General features: G+C 63.3%; 18 protein-coding genes. 11 read left to right on the forward strand and 7 right to left on the reverse strand.

The features are described 5' to 3' along the window. Positions 1-5: 5 nt before the first annotated feature. The 3 genes from AB0M65_RS03555 to AB0M65_RS03565 all read left to right on the forward strand — a co-directional run bounded on the left by AB0M65_RS03555 (position 6) and on the right by AB0M65_RS03565 (position 2734). Complete coding sequence (locus AB0M65_RS03555; RefSeq protein ID WP_364020752.1) at positions 6-1562, forward strand: transposase; 1557 nt, start codon at positions 6-8, stop codon at positions 1560-1562. A gap of 366 nt (positions 1563-1928) precedes the next feature. After that, positions 1929-2615 carry an SAM-dependent methyltransferase gene (locus AB0M65_RS03560; RefSeq protein WP_364020754.1) on the forward strand — a complete coding sequence of 229 codons (687 nt, stop codon included), beginning with the start codon at positions 1929-1931 and terminating at the stop codon, positions 2613-2615. Further along, positions 2576-2734: an SAM-dependent methyltransferase gene (locus AB0M65_RS03565; RefSeq protein WP_364020899.1), complete on the forward strand. Its 159-nt coding sequence runs from the start codon at positions 2576-2578 to the stop codon at positions 2732-2734. The genes AB0M65_RS03560 and AB0M65_RS03565 overlap by 40 nt, the downstream gene beginning before the upstream one ends. Positions 2735-2890: 156 nt before the next feature. Here AB0M65_RS03565 and AB0M65_RS03570 read toward each other — a convergent pair whose 3' ends face one another. Together AB0M65_RS03570 and AB0M65_RS03575 are read right to left on the reverse strand one after the other, a co-directional pair. Continuing rightward, positions 2891-3097, reverse strand: coding sequence for a hypothetical protein (locus AB0M65_RS03570; protein WP_364020757.1), 207 nt, complete (start codon positions 3095-3097; stop codon positions 2891-2893). Then, positions 3094-4578, reverse strand: coding sequence for a hypothetical protein (locus AB0M65_RS03575; RefSeq protein ID WP_364020760.1), 1485 nt, complete (start codon positions 4576-4578; stop codon positions 3094-3096). Before AB0M65_RS03575 ends, AB0M65_RS03570 begins: the two co-directional genes overlap by 4 nt. Positions 4579-4885: 307 nt before the next feature. Between AB0M65_RS03575 and AB0M65_RS03580 the strand changes: the two genes are divergently transcribed. From AB0M65_RS03580 to AB0M65_RS03595, 4 genes are all read left to right on the forward strand, one after another. Beyond that, positions 4886-5299 carry an Lsr2 family protein gene (locus AB0M65_RS03580; RefSeq protein ID WP_364020763.1) on the forward strand — a complete coding sequence of 138 codons (414 nt, stop codon included), beginning with the start codon at positions 4886-4888 and terminating at the stop codon, positions 5297-5299. A gap of 1048 nt (positions 5300-6347) precedes the next feature. Then, positions 6348-8456 carry an AAA family ATPase gene (locus AB0M65_RS03585; RefSeq protein ID WP_364020766.1) on the forward strand — a complete coding sequence of 703 codons (2109 nt, stop codon included), beginning with the start codon at positions 6348-6350 and terminating at the stop codon, positions 8454-8456. Beyond that, the gene (locus AB0M65_RS03590; protein ID WP_364020769.1) at positions 8434-9624 is read left to right on the forward strand and encodes a hypothetical protein; all 1191 of its coding nucleotides are present in this window, start codon (positions 8434-8436) and stop codon (positions 9622-9624) included. Before AB0M65_RS03585 ends, AB0M65_RS03590 begins: the two co-directional genes overlap by 23 nt. 657 nt (positions 9625-10281) lie before the next feature. Continuing rightward, positions 10282-10587 (forward strand): hypothetical protein, encoded by a 306-nt coding sequence (locus AB0M65_RS03595; protein ID WP_364020772.1) that lies wholly within the window; start codon positions 10282-10284, stop codon positions 10585-10587. A 535-nt stretch (positions 10588-11122) separates the two neighbouring features. Here AB0M65_RS03595 and AB0M65_RS03600 read toward each other — a convergent pair. Beyond that, entirely contained in the window at positions 11123-11740 is a 618-nt protein-coding gene (locus AB0M65_RS03600) for an RICIN domain-containing protein (RefSeq protein ID WP_364020775.1), read from the reverse strand. 125 nt (positions 11741-11865) lie between these two features. Continuing rightward, the gene (locus AB0M65_RS03605) at positions 11866-12465 is read right to left on the reverse strand and encodes an RICIN domain-containing protein (protein ID WP_364020778.1); all 600 of its coding nucleotides are present in this window, start codon (positions 12463-12465) and stop codon (positions 11866-11868) included. 219 nt (positions 12466-12684) lie between these two features. On the opposite strand from AB0M65_RS03605, the gene AB0M65_RS03610 reads away from it, so the two are divergent. Together AB0M65_RS03610 and AB0M65_RS03615 are read left to right on the forward strand one after the other, a co-directional pair. Next, entirely contained in the window at positions 12685-12957 is a 273-nt protein-coding gene (locus tag AB0M65_RS03610; RefSeq protein WP_364020781.1) for a hypothetical protein, read from the forward strand. A gap of 511 nt (positions 12958-13468) precedes the next feature. Then, complete coding sequence (locus AB0M65_RS03615; RefSeq protein ID WP_364020784.1) at positions 13469-14323, forward strand: helix-turn-helix domain-containing protein; 855 nt, start codon at positions 13469-13471, stop codon at positions 14321-14323. Here AB0M65_RS03615 and AB0M65_RS03620 read toward each other — a convergent pair. From AB0M65_RS03620 to AB0M65_RS03630, 3 genes are all read right to left on the reverse strand, one after another. After that, complete coding sequence (locus AB0M65_RS03620) at positions 14216-14662, reverse strand: IS3 family transposase (protein WP_364020787.1); 447 nt, start codon at positions 14660-14662, stop codon at positions 14216-14218. The two genes, AB0M65_RS03615 and AB0M65_RS03620, sit on opposite strands and share 108 nt — an antisense overlap. Before the next feature lie 162 nt (positions 14663-14824). Then, positions 14825-15115 (reverse strand): transposase, encoded by a 291-nt coding sequence (locus AB0M65_RS03625; protein ID WP_364020789.1) that lies wholly within the window; start codon positions 15113-15115, stop codon positions 14825-14827. A 91-nt stretch (positions 15116-15206) separates the two neighbouring features. Further along, positions 15207-15341: a hypothetical protein gene (locus AB0M65_RS03630; RefSeq protein WP_364020792.1), complete on the reverse strand. Its 135-nt coding sequence runs from the start codon at positions 15339-15341 to the stop codon at positions 15207-15209. Positions 15342-16024: 683 nt separating this feature from the next. Between AB0M65_RS03630 and AB0M65_RS03635 the strand changes: the two genes are divergently transcribed. Next, a complete protein-coding gene (locus AB0M65_RS03635; RefSeq protein ID WP_364020795.1) occupies positions 16025-16252 on the forward strand; it encodes a hypothetical protein in 228 nt (75 codons plus the stop codon). Between the two features lie 107 nt (positions 16253-16359). After that, positions 16360-20706 carry a leucine-rich repeat domain-containing protein gene (locus AB0M65_RS03640; RefSeq protein WP_364020798.1) on the forward strand — a complete coding sequence of 1449 codons (4347 nt, stop codon included), beginning with the start codon at positions 16360-16362 and terminating at the stop codon, positions 20704-20706. Positions 20707-21189: the final 483 nt, after the last annotated feature.

Raw genomic sequence — 21189 nt, forward strand, 5'->3', positions numbered from 1 at the left:
ATCAGATGACCAAGGCGGTGCTCGAGCGGGCCCTGGACGCCGAAATGATCCATCATCTCGGGTATGAGAAAGGAGACCCGCCGGGAACGGTTCCGGGAACTCCCGGAACGGCAAGTCCCCCGAAAACGGTGTCCACCTCGAACGGTCCGGTCGAACTCGCGGTGCCGCGCGACCGGAACGGCTCGTTCGAGCCGGCGATCGTGCCGAAACGCGCACGCAGGCTGGGTAATATCGACGAGGCGACCCTGTCACTGTACTCGCGCGGCATGACCACCCGGGATATCGAATCTCATTTGCGTGAAGTATATGGCGTGAACGTGTCACGGGAATTGATCTCCAACGTCACCGAAGTGGTGACCGACGAGATCGCGTTATGGCAATCCCGGCCTTTGGACGAGATGTACCTGATTCTCTATGTCGACGGCCTGCGGCTGCGGATCCAGGACAAGGGCGTGGTCACCTCCAAGGTCGCCTACCTGGCCATCGGCGTGGACATGGAAGGCCGTAAACACGCCCTCGGGCTGCCGCGCCACGCCTCGCGGCCAGCCGCCCACCACCGCTCACTTCTACGCCTCTGTTGGCAGGAACCGAATCCCGGACTTTTGGACGGCCACAGCATCGGTGAAGCCAAGAACGTGGCCGTATCGGTACTCGTCCAGCCAGCTGAAGGACTATATCGCCGAGGCCAACCTGACCATCAGCCACCACAACCGTTCGCGCTCGGCGCCTTCCGCTGCGCGGGCCCTAGCGCCCCGAGCGGGGGGATTCTGTTCTATGGCAAACGACCTGCGAGTGTGCTCACGATACTGGAAAGGTGGTCCGTTCTGGCCGCCTCGGCTTGGTCGGCTTCACACGCTTTCCGGCTTCGGGATCGGGACACACGGGAAACGATCGGTGTCGACCGTCGTCTCCTTGGTCGGCCCGCAGAGCTGGAGGCCTTCGGTGTCCGCGCCGTCCTCCAGGCTGAAACCGACCACGCCGATCGCGGTTTCACCCCGGTCGATGTTCCTGCCCATCAGGGAGTCTGCCGACCAACTGGCGTCGCGCCACGTCTTGTCCGCGACTTTGGTTTTGAGGTCGCTGGCGGGATATGCCTCGGTGAAGCAGTACTGAGGGACTTCTTTCGGCTGATACGGGTCGCACGTTTTCCCGGCCGTGTTGCGGTGACGGAGCTGCAGATACTTGATCTTGGCTCGCTGCACGCCACGATCGGCAAGTTCTCCGGTCGCAGCCACATACACGGCGACGTAGTGCTTTCCCGCCTTCGCCGACACGCCGGCCAGTTCGGGCGTCCAGACGACGTCGACAGCCTTGACCTGTATCGCCAGGTCCAGGCCCGGTTCCGTGGAGACGAGGGCCTGACCGGGGAAGTCGGCGAACTGCGTGTATTTCGGGCCGGACTGGGCCGTGGCCGAGCTATCGAACGGTATATCGCCGGTGGTCGCCGCCGTGTCGGTGCCGCCGCCGTCACCGGAACACGCGGTGACCAGCAGAACAAGTCCCGCGGCGAGCACGGGCAAGAACCGAGTCGACATGTGACACACTCCCTCAGATCGATGTGACATCGTAGCATTCAGTGTCACTCTGACGTGTGCGGGACCGGTGCGGTTCCCCTGCCTTCGCCCGGGCTGAAGATGTGTCTGACCAAGGCCTGGCAGTACTGTCCACTCAGGACAGTCGCCACCTCGGGCAGCTTCACGTTGCTGCTCGACGTCCGCGAACTCCGCATGACCTGCTAGGCGGACCGGCCACCGGCGGTGGCGAGAACCAGCACCGCCCCGGCCGCGAATACCCCACCGAGCCACATCACCGCGGTGGTCCCGGGCTGCGTCCGTGGCCAGCCCGCCGACCACCGCCCGGACCCGTGACTTCAGATCGTTCGGTCTCCCAGCTCTCTCCGGCGATCCCGGCGCCCACTTGATGGCGGTATGGCCTGGCCTGGGGCTTCCCGGCACGAGCGTTCCGTCGATCCCGAGAGACTCAGCGTCGCCCGCGCCCACAACTACTTCCTCGGTGGCTCCTTCAACACCCCCGTCGACCGGGCCTTCGCCGAACACGTACTCGAGATCCTCCCCGCGTCGAAGACGATGGCACTGGACAACCGCAACTTCCTCAGCCGCGCCATCGCCTATCTCATCGAGAACGGTGTCCGCCAGTTCATCGACATCGGGTCCGGCATACCCACCGCCGGCAAGGTCCACCACATCGCCCGCGCGCTCTCCCCCGACGTCACCGTGGTCTACGCCGACAACGATCCCGTCGCCGTCGCACAAAGCAAGTTGCTACTCCGCGACGACCCCGCCACCGTGGCCATCGATGCCGACCTGCGCCACTCCGCCGACATACTCGACAACGCCACCGTCCGCGGCCACCACGACTTCAGCCAGCCGATCGGGCTGCTAATGATCGCGGTCCTGCACTTCATCCCCGACCACGACGACCCCGCCGCTTACCGCGACGCACTCCCGCCCGCCAGCTACATCGCACTCTCCCACCTCATTGACGAAACCGCCCACCCGACCTCCACGGCCAGATCCGCCGCTGCATCGACACCTACCAGAGCAGCGCCAGCCCGCTGGTCGCCCGAACCCGCAGCACCCTCGCCGACTGGCTGACCGGGCTCCACCTCGTCACGCCAGGCATCACCGTCGCCAACCACTGGCTCCCCGATGCCGGACCCGCGGATGGCCCGGACCACGAGCTCGTCCTCGGTGCAGTCGCCCGCCTATCCTGACGCGTAGCGGCGAGTAGCCACTGCGAAGCCGTCTCAGCCAGCGCAGACCGCATCGGGGTCGAGCGCCAGCCACCGCCTCAGCACCGCGCCACGGTCAAGATGTGGCCACGTTCGGTAACGCAAGATCGGGTCTACGAGACATACCGGCATTGATCATCATCTTGCTGGAGGGTTCGTGTTCATCCGCTGTACCATGGCCGCCGTTTTCCTCGCGCTGGCCGCACTGTCGTTGACCGCGTGCGGCGGCAGCTCACCATCGGCGATCGGCTCCGCCACGGCTGAAGCCGGGAGCAGCACGCCGAAAACCGCCGCCGACGTCACGAAAACGCTCGGCCAAAAGATCACCACAGCGAAGCCGATCAAGACTTACACCGCGGCAACCCACCAAGCACGACCATCGCATCGGTGTCACTGTTATCGGCCGCGCGATGAAACCATCGTTCAGCCTCAGTGACATCGCCCGCCTCTTTCCGCAGCAGACCGAGGTACTTCATCGCCGCGGCGTTCTTGGCATGCACAGCCATGCGAAAAGTGTCTTCGGCGACATCGGACCGGCCTGACAGGTAAGCGCGGATGCCGATGTTCATCGCCTGCCGCGGCGTCGCGATGAGTTGCAGGGCCTGCCATACGCGGTCGGAAACGGGCCCGGACCCCAAGGGCGAATCGCCTGCTTCGGCTCGGTCCACCAGGTAGTCCGACGCGATGTACCTGCCTTCGCCCCGCGGCTGGAGGCAGGAACTGGCCTGGAGCACCGGTCGGCATGCCCAGGTGACAGCGTCTTCGCAAGAGGCCAAGTCGGCCCGATTCAGCCAGCCCGGGTCGACGTACTCGGGCTGTAACCGGGCGAGGACCTGCTGCGGAACCGGATCGTGGAATCCGGCGCGCCTGCAGTCGACCGCCGCACTGATAATCGCCTGACCGGAGTGGAACAACGGACCGTCACCCACTGTCCAGTACTCCAACATCGCCACCCCGGCGGCCAGATGCTCCCCGAACCCCTCTTGGGCTTTCAACGCTCTCGCGACGCGGTCGTCTTCCTTGGCCTGGTTGGCGGTGAAACTCCGTTCCTGCTCAGTGAGGCGGCGAAGAAGGTGCTTGCGACGGCTTCCCTGGACGGTTCGCAGCAAGTCCGTACCGATACCCAACGAATCATCCCGGCCGGCGGTGGTGGCGTAGTTGAAACGAGCGAGTTCTTCGTCCCGGATGGTCGCAATCACCAGCACGGCTGAGTCCTTCGGGCGGCACAATCTCTGCAGCAGGGCTAGATCTAGGCCGTCCGGGGACAAAAACCGTTCGAGGTCGTCGAGCCAGACCACGACCTCACCGAAGTCGTGCCCAGTTTCGATCAGCTCCCGCAACGCTGTGCCGTCGCGAGGGATCAGGAGCCGGTTGTCCCGCCTCACCCGGCGGATCGCCTCGGCCGCGGTCCGGGTCTTACCGGCCGCCGCCGGGCCGTGCAGCAGGACCATGCCTCCGCCCGCGACTGCCTTCAGGAGGTCTTCGTCCACCGTGCGAGCCACGTACGGGGGCAGGTCACGGTCGGCCTCCGACCCGGACTCGATCGCCCGTTTCACTCTCAGATCGACCAGGGTGACCTCGGAAACACGCGGAAGCCGCCCTTTGACCAAATGTAAGGCTCGAGCCTGAAGGAGCGCCGGTATTCCGCGTACCCTGGCGCCCCGTGTGCCAGGACCGGCCCAGAGCACCATGACACGCCCACCGCCGGCCAAGCCGATGGTAATCGCGACGGCCCAGCTCCAGAATTCCACGGCCTCCCGGACCGCGGCGTGCCAAGTCGCGATCTGCGGAGAGAGCAAGGCGACGGCCGCAGCGAGCAGTGCCACCGCCGCACCGACCGCGACCCATCGCAGACGTCGCATCAACAGCTTCCTCCCCGCTCACCGATGGTGATTCTCCCGCATCGGTCGGGCAGGAGCCACAGCCCGAGCGAAACGACCCTTTCGACCATGCCGTACGGGCGCGCTCTCTACTCCGAAGCGGACGGGCACACCGCCATCGGAGTGACATCCATGTGGAGACGCTCTCCACGCTTCCGTGGCCGTGACCATCATGTGTGACCCGCACACCTAGAATTATTGGCACTGCGTCAATCTGAAGTGGCGTGGCAGTACCTAGCGGAAGGCACTTTCGATGGCACAACAGGTATCCGTCCAGATCGTCGACGACATCGACGGCGGCGAAGCCACCCAGACCGTGCCCTTCGCACTCGACGGCGTCACCTACGAGATCGACCTCTCCGACGACAACGCCGGTCACCTGCGCGACGAGCTCGAACGCTACATCGACGCCGGCAGGCGTGTCGGCGGACGGAAGGTAAAGGTCGCAACCGGACAGTCCACACTGGCCAGTGACGCGCCGAAGCCCGCCGACCGCGAACGCAACCAGCAAGTCCGCGCCTGGGCCACCGCCAACGGCTACCCGATCGCCGAACGCGGCCGCATCCCCAACAACATCTACGAAGCCTTCGAAAACGCCGACTCCGCTGAACCGGTCACCGAAGAGGCTACCGTCAAGCGCAAGCGCGCACCTCGCAGAAAGTCCTGAATAGCCGGGATCCCGCCCTTGATGTGCCTTCCCGGGTTGATCGGGAAGGCACATCAAGGGCGAGGTGCTAACCATGCGAATCCGACCCGGCGATCTTGTGGCGCGATCACATGTTTCATGTTTCACCGAGTCGTCGTCGAGTACGACAACTTCTTGTGCGCCAGTCGTAGGTGTCCTGCGGCCCGGCTGTTGGATATCCGCGCCCTCAATGCGGCTGGCCTGCGGTGCCGTGGCCAGTCGTTCTGGGCGGACCATCGCGGTGTTCGGAACGTTCGGACGCAAGTCCGCCGCATCGTGGCGCACGTGCGTGACCGGCCTGCACACCCGCCAACGCGAAGGCAGCGGGTCTCAACCGCTTCGATGGCTCGATCAGCCGAGGATGCAGGTCTTTCGAGGCAGCCGCGATGGTGTCGCGGCTGTCTCCTCCCTGACACCGCGACGGCACTGAGCTAGCGGTCTGGTGCTTGTCGCGCGGACCGAGATTTATCTTCTCCAGAGATGGCCGTACGCGGACTCAACATGTCGAGACGGCGTTAGTAGCTACACTGAACTTCGAGGTCGTCGACATACTTCGTTCCCTGACCAGGGTCTCCCACTCCGGCCAGTGTGACGACGAACCGTAACGCGGTGTCACCTGCACGCAGCGGCCGGACAGTCCCGACACCACTGCATCCGGGCAGACCAGAAGAGGCAGGTGAAAGCACCAACGGCAGCACAGGAACTAGCTCTGGAACGAAATCCGGCAAGGTCGCAGCGGAACGACATTTCTGATCTTATGGCGGGTATGACCCGGACGAGGCTTCCTTACCCTTCCGCTCAACCGGTGTACGCGGCGGCGCAGCTGTGGCGCGACCAGTGCCTGCTCGACGATCTCAGTCTCTTCGAGGACGACCGGGTTTCCACCCTGGAGAACGCCGAGATCCTGGTCCGAGACTACGTACACCAGCCGGACCTGGGTGCAGGCACGTTCCTCGGCAAGCTGAAGGGTCAGCTGGCAACGTCGCCACCAGGAGCCGTGCGTCTGGCCGCGGAACTGTTGTACGTGCACTTGCTGATCGCGCGGAGCTCCGCGATCGGCGGGCAGAAGAAGCTGGAACTGGTCCGCGGTGTACTCGGTTTCATCGACGGCGGTCACGACGTCCCCGAGAATCTCGCCCACACGCTCGAGTCCGGCCTGGTCAACCCCGGCCAGGGATACAACAACTACCGGTGGCGCCAGTACGCGTACCTGATCGAAGCAGTCGCGGCGCTCAAGAGGCTGTCCAATGCAGACCGCCGCCGAGTCCTAGCGGAGCCTCGTGCGTTCGTTGAGCTTCTGGATGGTCTCGAGGACGATGGCGTGGCGATTCAGCGGTTCTCTCTGGAGCATTTGCTGTTCCCGGACGTGTTCGCCCCGGTTGTGAGCCGCGAGCATCGCCAGAAAATCCAAGCGACCTGGCCCGAACTGGCAGGACCTACGTCCGTACCAGCGTCCTTCCGCGTCGCGTCAGTGGCCAACGGCTTGGCCCCGAACGGGCGCTGGGATTCTGACGAGTTCGTCAACCTATACCGGTCGCCCTACGTGTGGGACTGGGGCAAATTCAACGACCGATGGAGCGCCCTGGTCCTGTGGGGCCAGCGGATGGCGCAGTCGACCGACCTCGAGGTCCAGGAGCGCGACTACAAAATCGATGGCGCCTCGGCAGTGCTGGCCGCCAGCGCATCACACGACACCTCGGCCCTCACGTTTCTCCGGCGGCACAATCTGGTCGATTGGCGCACCGTCGACAGTTTCTTGCGCTGGCTCAACGAAGCCGAGGACGGTTGGGACGTCCTCGGCGGACTCTGGATAGACGCCGGACCCGAGTCAGTGGACCGATTCCTAGCCGGTCTGCCCCGTTCCGCCGCGGACGGCGCCGGAGCGCGGCTCAGCCTGGCATCCGTGCTGTTGAGCGCGGACGACGTCAGTCGTTACCCGCCATGGCGCGCTCGGGCGGTCGATCTCGCGTATCGCCTAACCGGCTTCACCAAGCCGGAGCCAGCCGCGACCGATGGTGAACGGTACGAGGTGTTCCTGGTCTTCCTTGATCAGGTCATGGACGCGTTCCGCCGCCACGGCACTCCCTTGTCCGACCGGCTGGACGCACAATCGATCATTTGGGCGTTGATGACCTACGACCCTCCCGAGGCCTGGACAGAGGAGGAGACCGCTGCGTTTCGCGATTGGCGCCGCGGCAACGTTGTTGGCCCGCCCTTACTTCCGGCTACACCGGACACAGATGACGAAGCCGGGCAGGCCTCTGTCGAGGAGCCTGTCAGTCCGCTGAGTGAAGTCGCTGAGCACCTGCACCTGGACGAGGCATTCCTCGACAAGGTCGTCACCCTGCTGAAGGACAAGAAGCAGGTGATCTTCCAAGGCACTCCAGGCACCGGAAAGACCCACGTCGCCCGGAAACTCGCTGACTGGCTGACCGGCTCAACGGACCGGGTGCGGCTCGTGCAGTTCCACCCCACCTACTCCTACGAGGACTTCGTCGAGGGCTACCGCCCGCGCCAGGACGGAAACGGCTTCACCCTCATCCAGGGCCCACTGCTCACCATCGCCGACCAGGCGCGCGCGAACCCGGACCACGACCACGTACTGATCATCGACGAGCTCAACCGCGCCAACGTCGCTCGCGTGTTCGGCGAGCTCTACTTCCTCCTGGAGTACCGCGATCAGTCCGCTCACCTGATCTATCGCCAGCAGCCCATCACTCTGCCGCCCAACCTGCTGCTGATCGCCACGATGAACACCGCGGACCGGTCGATCGCCTTGCTCGACAGCGCGCTGCGGCGCCGGTTCTACTTCGTCGACTTCGCTCCCCACACCGAACCAGTGGCCGGCGTGCTGCGCCGCTACCTGGACAAACACCAGCACGAGTACCGGTGGATCGCCGACGCTGTCGAGAAGGCCAACGACAAGATCGCCGACCCGGACGCGGCCATCGGCCCCAGTCACTTCTTCCGGGACACAGCGATCGACGATGCCTGGCTCGAGCTGATCTGGGAACACGCCGTCCTCCCGACACTGCGCGACCACTTCCACGGCCGGACACACGAACTGGAAGAACTCTCGCTCGCGGCTTTACGTAAGGAGGTGACAGGCGCCGCCGATGAGGACACTCCACTTTCATGAGTACCGCGAGCGGCGCGACGTACCGCTCACACCAGCCGAAGTCGCTGTGCTGCGCACGACGTTCAGATGCCTTGTCACCCGAACCGACAAGGGTGACGGACTCTACGACGTCCGAGCCCAGGACCGGGTCGGCATGGTCATCGTCGGCGACACCGCGATCGTCGTAGCCCCGAAGTTGCCCATCGCCAGGGTCCTGTTCCTGATCACCCATGCCGTGGATCCAGCGTGGACGAACGAGGCCACGCTCGACACCGCCGAAACCCTCACCGACGCCATGGCAGCTGTCTTCACGGACATCTGCGACCAGGCGATCCGCACCGGCCTGCTCCGCGGATACCGCGACCACCACGAGCGACTCCACACCGTCCGCGGCCGCATCGACTTCACCGAACAACTCCGCGTCTCACCCGGACGCGACCTCCCGCTCGCGCTGACCTACCAAACACACGACGAAGACATTCCCGAGAACCAGCTCCTGCGCACAGCACTCGACCAGCTGGCCCAGATCCCGATCAACTCGAACAACGTTCGCCGATCGATAGCCCGGCTACGGCGCATGTTCGAGTCGGTCACTCCAATCCCGTACAACCGTGCTTCGCTGCCAGCAATCCGGTGGACTCGCCTCAACGAGCACTACAAGCTGGCAGCAGAGCTCGCCCGGCTCATTCTCATCGGGATCGAACCCGAGCTAGGCCCAGGAACGATCACAACTCCAGGATTCGCCGTCAAAATGACCGACGTGTTTGAGAAGTTCGTCCGCACATGCACCAGGCGAGCACTCGGGCTAGACGAACACGACTTCCCCGCAGGCGCTGACTCGACGGCGCTTTACCTCGACCACAAGCGGGTACTGCATGTCCAGCCGGACATGAGCCGCTGGGTCAATGGTCACTGCCGCTTCGTCGGCGAACTCAAATACCGCCTGGATACCGGCCGCGGCGACGCGCAACATCTCTACCAAACCCTGGCCTACGCGACCGCGGCCAACCTGCCCGACGCAACCCTCATTTACGCCGACGGCCCCCAGAGCGGTACGACCCACGTCCTGCCCAACGCCGGAATCCGCATCCACGTCCGACACCTCGACCTGAGGGTCGAAATCGACCAGCTACTCGGCCAGATCGACGCACTCGCGCATCACATCAACGCGCTCACGACGCGCCCGTGAGCGCACTCGCGCCGCCACGGAAAGGCGCACTGTGTTCAGTCGACACAAAGCAGCGCGCGGCATCTCACCGACCATCGTCACCACCTGCGGCGATACGCTCGTCTCCACACGGCCGTCTGGCCGGCGCTCCGTCGATCACTCCGCACTGCCTCAACACCCGCGCCACGCATCACCTGCACTCAGGCAGGCTTTTACGGAGCGTAGATGTTTGTGGTTGCCGTCACACCTGAATGGTAGTCGCGATCGGGTGATCATCGGTGCCAGGGTAAAGATGCCCTTCTGGGGTTTGAGTTCGGGTGGGGAGGCCTGAACCACGGCTTCTTCCTGCCTTGACTCGGTTCGCCCAGTTCTACCCGATCGCTTGCGCGAGCCTATTTGTCATGCCCGCAAGCGGTCTCGTTAATTGGAGAAGCGTGCGAAGATTTCGTTCTCGCGCAGTGAGCGTCATTGCTGTAGTGGCAATGGCGGCGCTCACTGTTGTTCAGCCAGCTGCCGCGTCCCCGTCCGTGCATGAATCGAGCCTGCTGGGCGCGATTCCGCTGTCCGCCGCGGCGGCCGGAATGACACCTGCAGCTCGCGACACAGTTAGAGCTTTCGCCTGCGAGCGTTCGAGCTACGAGTACAGCACCGCGACGGCAGGTTAAGACGTCCCAGCAGTTGGCCGCGGTCGTTACCCCTGGCGGATACCTGCCCGACGTCGATTCCCGTGGGCCGGCGACAGCCGGCGAAGCCAAGGTCGCAGGCGTCGACATCATCACGCCTGATGACTGCAAGCAGCGCTACCTGGATGGATTTTCCGGCGAGTATTGGCACAACAGTCGGGATGTGCGCGCAGAACGCCGCCGACGACGGGACTATCGAGGTGTTCTTGGAGAGCAGATTTCCGGACACGACCTGATCGTCATCGGGATTCCTGCCGACTCCGCCGTCGATACCACCACTCGAAAGCGAGACCGCCGGTGAACGGGCCGACCCGACGATCCCCTGAAACCAGATGCCCCTGCGACCGACCGAATAGTTGATCCCGACAGCACTCAAATTGCGCAGTGAGCTTCCCCCCGTTGTCCGGACACCTTGGCGTTGCCCCCAGACTGGTCCACCGTGTGCGGTCCATGCTGACGATGTCAGGTCAAGAGTGGCATGTCCTTTTGACGATTCCCTGGCGCACTTAACGTGATGCTTATGTGTGGGTACGAGATGCTGTGATCGGCCGATCGCGGCTCGCTGGTTGCTTTATTCTTGCCGGGTGAACGTGTTGTTCACCCGGCAAGAACTGGCGCAGGACACCCTCAGCTGCTATGGATACAGCGAATGGACCCAGCGGAACCGGGAAGCATGCCGGACGGTCGGCCCGATGCAGGTCATCATGGCCATACTCGCCCTGAAGACAGCGGTCGTATCGGTGGCCAAGGGTTTGTGCACGCGCACAATGATTCCCCCTATTGTGTCGACGATATCGAGCCGACCGAAACTCCGAACAGGTCGCTATCGGTTCAAATCACCCCTGAAGGAACCACTGCTGGTCTTCGACGCCGTTGAGGCAGTCGTACTGGAAGGCGTGCGCGCCGTTGCGGTTGTCTCCGCCCGGCACGACCAGGCATCGATCGGTGTACGAGTTCCGGGCCCAGAGAAGCCCATGGCCTTCACTGTCCGCGCCCTTGAGTTCAAGGAACCACAGTTGGTCCTCGACCCCGTTGAGGCAGTCGTACTGAAACGCGAGTGCGCCATTGCGGTTGTCTCCGCCCGGCACGACCAGGCACCGATCGGTGTACGTGTTCCGAATCCAATAAAGGTAGTGCCCTTCACTGTCCCTGCCTTTCGACTCAAAGCGCCACCGCTGGTCTTGGACCCCGTTGAGGCAGTCGTACTGGAACGCGAGTGCACCATTGCGATTGTCTCCGCCGGGAACGACGACGCATCGGTCGGTGTATGAGTTGCGGATCCACACGCCGGAGGCCTGAGTACCGATGACGCTTTGCTGGTCGACGGATACAGGGAAACCGGTGTGGGCCTCACTGAGGGACGTTGCCCCCGCGTTACCTGCTGCCAACGCTAAGGCCATAAGCATGACAGAAGCGGTCGCCGCGAGCGTGAGTCGGAACGATCTTAGAAACATGCGTGATCCTCTTCCTTGTTAGTTGGCCGGGCTTCTTCCCGTAGTAGAGGCGATCCCCGGTGGGAGTGGCTGCGCAAGCGCTCGGCGCAGGTGCGGTTCCAGTCATCAGACAGGTCGTTATCGGCTCAATCCAGAGCAAGGAACCACAGTTGTTCTTTGCTGCCGGCAAGGCAGTCGTACTGGAAGGCTTTCGCGCCCCTGAGGAGCTCGCCGCTCGGCACAGTAAGGCACCGTTCGGTGTATGAGTTTCGTATCCAGAGAAGCTCATGGCCTTCACTGTCCGCGCCCTTGAATTCGAAGAACCACAGTTCGTCCTTGACCCCGCTGAGGCAGTCGTACTGGCGGACGTACGCACCGTTGCGATTGTCGTCGCCTGGCACCATGAGGCACATGTCTGTGTATAAGTTTCGGATCCAGTAAAGACCATGGCCTTCACTGTCCCCGCCTTGAGACTCAAAGCGCCACAGTTGTTCCTCGACGCCGGGCATACAGTCGTACTGGAAGACGACTTTCCCCCGGATTTGGTCGCCGTCGACCGGTCCGGTCACGCACAGGCCGGTCCCCGAATTGCGGAGTTTCCTGCCGGGGTCCTGGTCGCCGTTAATATCCTGTTGTTCGCCGGTTCCACGGGAAGATGGCTGAGCCTCGCCTGGGGGTGTTGCCGCCGCGTTGCCGGATACCACTCCCACAGCCATGAGCATGGCGGAAGTGGTCGCCGCCAGCATGAGTCGGAACGGTCTTCGAAACATGCGTTCCTCTTCCTTGTTCGTTGGCCGGGCTTCTGCCCGTAGTAGAGGCGATCCCTTATAAGTGTGACTGCGTAAGCGATCGTGCAGCGTTCCCTGGACGCTCAACAGAACGCGACAGAAGCTGCCGACTCGCGCTGGTCGTTGGAACACTAATCGATGGTTCGCGTACTGGTCTTGGAAAAATGTAAGGTGGACATGGACCTGCACAGCGCTACTGGCGTGCGGGTGGATGACAAGAGGCCGACCTTGCGTGAAAGCTTTCTTGAGAGGCAGCGAAGCTGCCCACGAAATTCGCATCTGGACCAGTTCGACCTGATCGACCTGCACGGCGTGGCCATCAACCGCGGAAAGCTGCCAGCACCCGACGATTGGTTCACGACTGCTACCCCGGGTGGTGCATCGGGAGGGCTCGGGATGCCGGTGATGACCTGGTGCACCAGCGACACCAGTCTTGGTCAGGGATGCTAACGGGGCTCCTCGTTTCCTTGCCGTGTTAAGGCACCGATCAATGCCGCAGTCGATCTCCGCGCCCGGGGAATACGGTCGGTGCTGCCGAAGATGCGGCGCGCCGTGGCGGCGGCACACGCGTTCAGCTACAGCCTGATTTCCCGGCCCACGAGCGCCTGGCCGCGGTGGACGCCCGTGATGGATAGGCCAGCGGCGCCGTGAAGATCAGTGGAATGCGACGGTGTGGTCGAGGGTATGAGTCGCCGGCCTGGACCGCGACTTTCGCTGCGTCTTCTCGCACACGCTCTGTTCCCCTCGGAACGTGGTCGTGACACTTGGTACGCCACCGGCCGGTTCGGGTGCGGCCAGAACGAGGGTTTACTGCCTCTTTTCGGTTCGTTCATGGCCAAGAAGTCCCTACGCGAGCGCGTATCCTGCCAAGCTTTCCATGTTGCGGATGTCGCTCATGGCATCGCCGGAATCAAGGGGGACAGCAGTGGGGGAGACTTCGTCGTCCGACGAGGAGTTCTGGATGTCCCGGTTGCCGGATCGTCGGCTGGCGCGCTGGGTCGGCTTCTACCTGGCTTTCCAGCGAATCGCACCGGTGCCGGAGACACGTACCGTGGCGGCGCTGAACTCGGTCGTGGTGGTCATCGACCTGGACACACCGGTTCGGCATCAGGTGGCCGGCTCGCCGCTGGCAGCGGTCTCTCCCGTGGTCGGGCTTTCGACGACGCCGCTGACCTACACGCGGGTGGGGCGGGAGCGAGGGATCATTATCGAGCTGACCCCGCTGGGCGCACGAGCGCTCTTCGGCCTGCCACTGCGGGAAATCAGCCATACCAGCGTGGGAATCGACGATCTCCTGGGCACACGGGCCCAATTTTTGTGGGAAGAGCTGCAGGAGGCGCGGGATTCGAACCACCGGTTCCGGATCCTCGACCGGCGGTTGGCGAGCTGGCTCCTGGACGCACCGGAACTGCCCGAGCCACTCGACCGCAGCTGGCGCAGCCTGACCATATCCGGCGGTGCGGTCAAGGTCGACGACCTCGCGCAACGGGCCGGCCTCAGCCGGCAACATCTGGCCACCCGCTTCCACCGGGAAGTCGGGCTACCACCGAAAGCCGTCGGGCGGGTAGCCCGATGCCATCACGCTGTCCGACTCCTGACAGGTACCAACCCGCCACCGCTACCGCGGCTCGCCGCGCTGTGCGGATACACCGATCAGGCGCACCTCAACCGTGACTTTCGCCTGCTGATCGATCGCACCCCGACAGCATTACTGCGGCCCGGGAGCGCGACCGACCTCCATCTCGGCAGCCTCTTCAGCCTGCGCCCCACACCACTGACCGGCACAAACCTGGAAGCGGGCCGTCCGCTCTCCTAGCCTGGACCACAGTCGGCGTCCAGCAGGAATGAGCCGCGAGCAGGCGTCCATCACTGCGGCGCAGTAAAGTTTCTCTTCGTCGGTGGGATGCTCGGAGATGTCGGTAATCCACAGCCGGTCTGGGGAATCCGCAGTGAATTGGCGGTTGCCCAGGACCGGGCTGGGATCCGCGTGCGGGTCACGGAGCGTGGTCCGGGCGCGCCGTCGCCGGTAGAGGCCCTGGATCCCGGCCTCGTGCATGAGCCGTTCGACCCGTTTCCGGTTCACCGGCAGACCCAGCCCGAGCGTCAGTTCCGCGTGCACCCCGCAGAGAGCCGTAGGTTCCGCGGGAATCGGCATGGACTTGTTCGATGTATTTCAACAGCAACGTGTTCTCCTCCTCCCGTGCCGAGACGGGCTGGTCCCGCCATTCGTAATAGCCGGAGCGGGACACGTTTAACACCCGGCATGCCACCGCGACATCGATACCGTCCGCGGCGAGTTAATGGACCAGCGGGAACGTTACTTCGGGAGGATGTTCTCCCGCGCGAAGTAGGCGGCCGCGCGTTTCAGGATCTCGTTCTCCAGCTCCAGCTGCCGGTTCTTGCGGCGCAGCTCGGCGAGCTCTTTCTTCTCCGTGCTGGTCAGCCGGGTCGTTGAGCCGTTGTCGTCGGCGTCGGCCTGGGCCATCCAGTTCCGCAGACAGGACTCGATGATCCAGAGATCCTTCGCCAGCGCGGCGACCGGTTTGTCTCCCAGACGGGCCAGCTCGACGGCACGCTGACGATACTCAGGCGGGTGAGGTGCACGCACCAGAACATCCTCCCTGGTGACCGGCGGTCACCTCAGGTGAGGTGACCGGACAACCCGGGGAAGCTCATGACTCCATCGGGTACGCCACGCTCTACCTCAAGTTCACCGCCTGACGTGACCGCGTCGGTTCCAAGGTGCGCAGTGCGAGGGTGAAACCGTGGACGTCGCTGGCCTTCTGCTCAAGAACACCCAGCTCGTCCAGCTGTGGAAGCAAAACTCCGGACATGCTGAAGTCCCCACCGCAGCGGCTGTGACGAGGAAGCAGAAGGCTGCTACGCCACTAACTGGCCCCACAGAGCACTTCTCCTACTATCGGCACACCGGAGCAAACGGAGCCCGACCGCGATTAACGCCGAGGCGAAATTGTCGCCGAATGACCAACATCCCCGCGGGTCGGCAGCGACGTTGATGATGTGGGCCGGGTCGGGCTCGAACCGACGGCCAAGGAATTATGAGACCGCAGCTCCGGCATGTCAGCCAGTGTCGCCGGATGCCAAATTCTGCCGGTTTGTACAGGTCAACGCCAGTTTGAGCCCGGGCCGAGTACCGCTGTGTGTCGGCCCGTATCGGGCTCTACGTCGGCAACGGAGCCCAATCGGAGACGACGTGCCGCCCGTTCGACTGGGCGACCTTGCCAGTAACCAGGTCCCGTTGTGACGTATCGTCGCGTTGGGGGCAGTGCAGTAAGGGGTGCGAGATTGTCCGCTCGAAGGTATCGGTGTCCGCATCTAGTTGCCGGTATTGGTGTCGGCGTCCGAGCAAGTTGAGTGACGAGTGGTGATCAAGAAGCAGCCACCGCGTGAGCAACTTCAAGGTGTGTTCGATCTGCTCCTCCGCGGCGGCGACCCATGACGTTGTTCGCTCGATCAGCGGACGCGACGAGCCGACAAACGGGTGTTCACTACGTCGGTGACTGAGCAACTCGCAATCGACCGTGTCACCGTGCTGCGCCGGGCCTGGCGGCACGACGACGCCGAGCGGTTGATCGAGGAGGAGCTGAGCGGTGCCGCCGCCGAGGTCGAACTGGGCCGCATCGCCGTCCAGCGTGGTCGGTACGCGCCCTCTACCGCGCCAAGGAAGCCGGCTGCGACAGGATATCTCTCGCTGCGGATACCACCGTCCCGAACACTGAAATAGAGTTGTGACCGATGGGTGGTGAGTGTGCGGACGGTCAAACTCCGGCGCGAACACTCACGGGCTTGATCGGCGGTAGCGTGTCGGCAGATCGAGGAGTAAGGAGTCGCATGCGTCCTGGGGTCGTCGAAGCGGGCAGGCGGGTCGCGAAAGCGCTCGAAGATGGTCAGACGGCACTGGATTTGAGCAACCTCGGACTCGACTCGGTGCCGCCAGGGCTGACTGAGCTGAAGTCAATGACCACGCTGGACCTCAACGGCAACCGGCTCGCCGCCCTGCCACGCTGGCTCGGGAACTTGCCCAGCCTCACCGATCTCGACCTCGACGACAACCGCTTTGAAGTCGTACCCCTTGAACTCGCCGAACTCGGGCAACTTAAGTCGCTGGCCATGTCCGGCAACCGAATCACCGAGGTGCCAGTCTGGTTGGCCGATCTCGCCGGCCTCACCTCGCTCAGCCTGGGCAGGAACAGACTGACCTCGTTGCCCGCTCAACTGGCCGAGCTGGATGGCCTCACCGAACTCGACCTCGGCAGGAACCGGCTGCGGGATTTGCCGGAATGGCTGGGCAGCTACCCCGGAATTCGAGAGCTATACCTCGACAAGCTTCTACTCGCCTCAGTGCCCGGCTGGCTGGCCAACCTCACGACGCTGACTCGGCTCGATCTCGACTACAACCAGCTTTCGGCCCTGCCTGACTGGCTTGGCGGCTTCAGCCTCCAGCACATCGATCTCGAGGGTAACAAATTCAGTGTGCTACCGAGCTGGCTGACAGAGCTAAGCGACCTCACCGTTCTCTACCTGGCGCACAACCAGTTCAGCACGCTCCCACCTTGGCTGGGCTGCCTAAGCGGCCTCGTCACGCTTGGCCTGAACGACAACCAGCTGACCACTCTGCCGCCCTCGATGGCTGAGCTGACCGAGTTGAGTGAGCTTTTGCTCGACAGAAACAAGCTTGCGCCGCTGCCGAACTGGTTAGGCGAGCTGACAAACCTGAAGAAACTGGGCATTGGCAGTAATAGCCTTACGACATTGCCGGACAGTTTGGCTGAGCTTACCAGGCTGACCACTTTGTGGCTCAGTAACAACGAGCTGACCGCACTGCCTGCCTGGCTGGGCTCACTGACCGAACTCACCTGGCTGGATCTCGACCGCAACCAGCTCGCCAACGTCGACGCACTGGGGAGCCTGACCAAGCTCACCCGGCTCAACCTCAACCATAACCAGTTGAAGTTCCAGCCGGACTCACTGACGTCCCTGACGAAGCTGAGCAGGGTGTACCTCGCGAACAACCAGCTTGCCGAGGTGCCCGAATGGCTAAGCCACCTGCCCGAACTCACGGAACTCGGTGTCGGCGGAAACGGCTTGACAGCCTTACCCAGCTGGCTCGGCAGCCGAGCAGAGCTGACTACACTGGGGCTCGGCCGCAATAAGCTCGCAAAGCTGCCGGAGTGGCTGGGTACGCTGACCAACCTCACCAGACTCGACCTGGACGGGAATGAGATCGCGGCACTGCCCGACCGCTTAGGCTCGCTGACCAAACTCAGCCATCTTCGTCTCTCTGAGAATCTGCTCGTGTCTTTGCCAGACTGGCTGGGAACTCTCACCGAGCTGACCTCGCTCAACCTTGACCGCAACCAACTCACCGAATTGCCGGACAGTCTCGCTGGACTTACCGGACTGACTTCACTCCAGCTGAGTGACAACAAATTCACCGTACTGCCCGAATGGCTGGGCGAATTCACTGGCATGGTTGCGCTGTACCTCGACGGTTGCGAGCTGGACACCGTACCGGAGTGGCTCGCAAACCTGTCAGGCATCGAAACGCTGGCGCTGGATAATAACCTCCTCACCGCAGTGCCAATATGGTTGGGCAACCTCACGAAGTTGAGCTACCTGTGGCTCAGTGTAAACCACATAGATACCCTTCCGGACAGCTTGTGCAACTTGACTAAGTTGTCTTTCCTCACAGTCTCCAAGAATCGACTCACTTCCTTGCCTGAGAGAACTGGAGACCTCGTCGGACTGACACATCTGTTGGCGTACGACAACCAGATCAGCATTCTTCCCGACAACCTTAACAGACTGAGCGAACTGGTTAATCTCGATCTTGACGGAAACCAGCTCACCGTTCTGCCAGAAACTCTAGGCGAGTTACCCAGCTTGACGCATTTACTCATCAGTGACAACAAGATCGCTGTTCTGCCGAGCTGCCTGACAAACCTGGCGAAGCTGGAAACCCTTGCGGTTGAAGGTAATCCGCTGGTAAGTCCGCCACCGGAGATCGCGGCGAGCGGCTCGACGCCGGTCATATCGTTCCTGCGCGCCAGAGAAGAAGGTAGTTCCGCGCAATGGGTGTCGAAACTGCTCGTTGTCGGCGAGGGTGGTGTCGGTAAGACCTCGCTGGTCAAGGCGCTCGCCGGGGAACCCTACGATCCCGACGAACTGTCGACTCACGGCCTTCGTATCGAACACCTCGACCTTGATCACCCGAGCCAGCCGGTGCAGATGCGGCTCAGCGCCTGGGATTTCGGCGGCCAAGAGATCTACCACGCGACACACCAATTCTTCCTCACCAACCGTTCACTGTTCCTCCTGCTCTGGAACTCGCGACTCGGCTGGGAACAAGGCAAAATCCGCTACTGGCTGGACATCATCTCCGCGCGTGCCCCGGAGTCGCCGATCCTTCTGGTGGCCACGCACGTGCACGATCGGCCCGTCGACCTGCCACTCGACGAACTCCGTTACGAGTACCCGATGATCGTCGACAGCGTCTCGGTGGACAACGCGACCAGGCACGCTCTCGACGACCTGCGAACACGGCTGGCCTGCCAAGCGGCTCAGCTTCCGCTGATGGGGTCCGAATGGCCGACCACCTGGTTGGCAGGCGCCGAAGCACTGCGTCAGGCGACCGAAAAGCATGTCACACCCGCCCGGATGTGGCGAATGCTCGCGGAAGCCGGGGTTAGCGACAAGTCGCACCAGCAGTACATCGCCAACGCACTGCACCAACTCGGCGACATCCTGTACTACGCGGATGATCCGGAGCTCGCGCAGACCGTCGTGCTGCGGCCGGAATGGGTCAACGAGTACATCAGCAAGGTACTCGACAGTCATGAAGTGGCTGTCGCGCAAGGACTTCTGACGCGCGATCACCTCGATGAGTTGTGGAGCGACCTCGATGACCGTGGTCTGCGCGACCACTTTCTCGGGATGATGGACAAGTACGACCTCTCCTACCAAATCGAAGGCGGCACGACCGGCGACGTGAGCCTCGTCGTCGAGCGCCTGCCCTGGGATCCGGGCTCATTTCTCGACAAATGGGACGAACTCCCAGGAGACCAGGAGATCCGGGTGCTCTACCGGCTCAACACCATGCCGCCCGGCATCCCGACCTGGTTCATCGCCAGGACCCACCGGTTCAGCACGCAAACCCAGTGGCGGACCGGCGCGGTGCTCAAGCACACCGATGGCAGGCATCGAGCGCTGATCAGGGCCAACCGGCACCGCAACACCGTGGAACTGGCAGTGCGGGGCCCGTCACCCGCCGCCTTCTTTTCCATCCTCGACGATGGCCTGAACCGGACGCTGGAACGGTTTCCCGGGCTCGACATCACCCGTCAAGTCCCTTGCCCCTGCCAGAACGCGTCGGACGAACCCTGCGCGGAGCTCTACGACTATCGCGACCTGCACCGCAGATTGGAACGCACGCCGCCGCGCCACGAGATCGAGTGTCGGAAGTCCGGCGAATACGTCGACGTGCCCAGTCTGCTGCTCGGACTCGCGCCCTCGGACCGCGACGCGACCCGGATCGGGCTTCAGCGGATCGCGAAAACGCTGGAGCAGATGGACGGGAAGCTCGCCGAGCAGACCGAGTACACCCAGCGCATGTTCCTCAAACTGCAACGCCTGGCTCAGCTGCAACAGGAAACCCGTTGTCCCAGCGTTTTCGCCATTGTCCCGGCAGGCCACCGACGGCTTGGCAGCGCTCAGTACGAACTGCGCCTGTACTGCGAGGAACCCGGTTCCTGGCACCGACTGCCAGAAGAAGACGGGTGTTATGCGATCTCACAGCCCGCCGAATGGCTCCGCAAATTCGGGCCCTACCTGCAGCATCTACTCAAGGTGCTCAAACACGCGGCGCCGCTGGCTGGTCCAGTGCTCGGCATGAGCGTGGACGTGCTCGATCAACACCTCAAATCCGACTGTGACCTGATGAAGGAATTGGTCGCTCAAACCCCCTCCCAGCTCCGGCACGACGATGAGCTCGACGGGATAGATCCGTCCGGCCTGCCCGCCGCACGCGCGACGAACGACGCCGACTTCCGGGCGCTGGAGGCCATGCTGACCGGCTTGGACGCCGAACGGATTTGGGGCGGACTTTCCCGGACAGCTACCCCGGAAGGTCTCACTCTGTACCTGTGCGCCGATCATGTGACCGCCTACCGACGCGTCTAGACGGTGACGAACTTCTTGCGACGAAGGATTCCGCGACTTCCTGTACCGTTGAGTCCTTCAGGACACCGCCCGGACGGCGGCCGTCGCCCAGCAGGACGCCACCCCAGGTCATGGTCAGGTACTCAGTGCTCTCCTTGAGCGTGCCGATCAACGGGTTCCGCCTGCTCCGGGCCTTCCCCGAGCACGCTCACGCCCCACCGCGCCTTGTTGCCGCGGTGGCGCCTCTGTTTCCAATGAGCTCGTGAGTGAGCGCCCGAGCGATGTCAGCAGGTGGGGCCAGGGCGGCCACCCTGCCCTCGTCGCAACCGCGACGTTGCGCGACATGCCCACCTGGATTGCTGTGACGAGCTAACCCTCGCACGGCGAGGACACCTACCACGTAGCGCAAGCTGGTCTGTGACACGTCGACCAGTCTCGCTTAGTGGTTGGTTTCGGAAGTTGTTCGGGGGTGGTTTGGGCTTCGGCCGCCAGTTCGATCAGAGC

The organism is Amycolatopsis sp. NPDC051071, from assembly GCF_040682875.1.
Taxonomy (GTDB): domain Bacteria; phylum Actinomycetota; class Actinomycetes; order Mycobacteriales; family Pseudonocardiaceae; genus Amycolatopsis.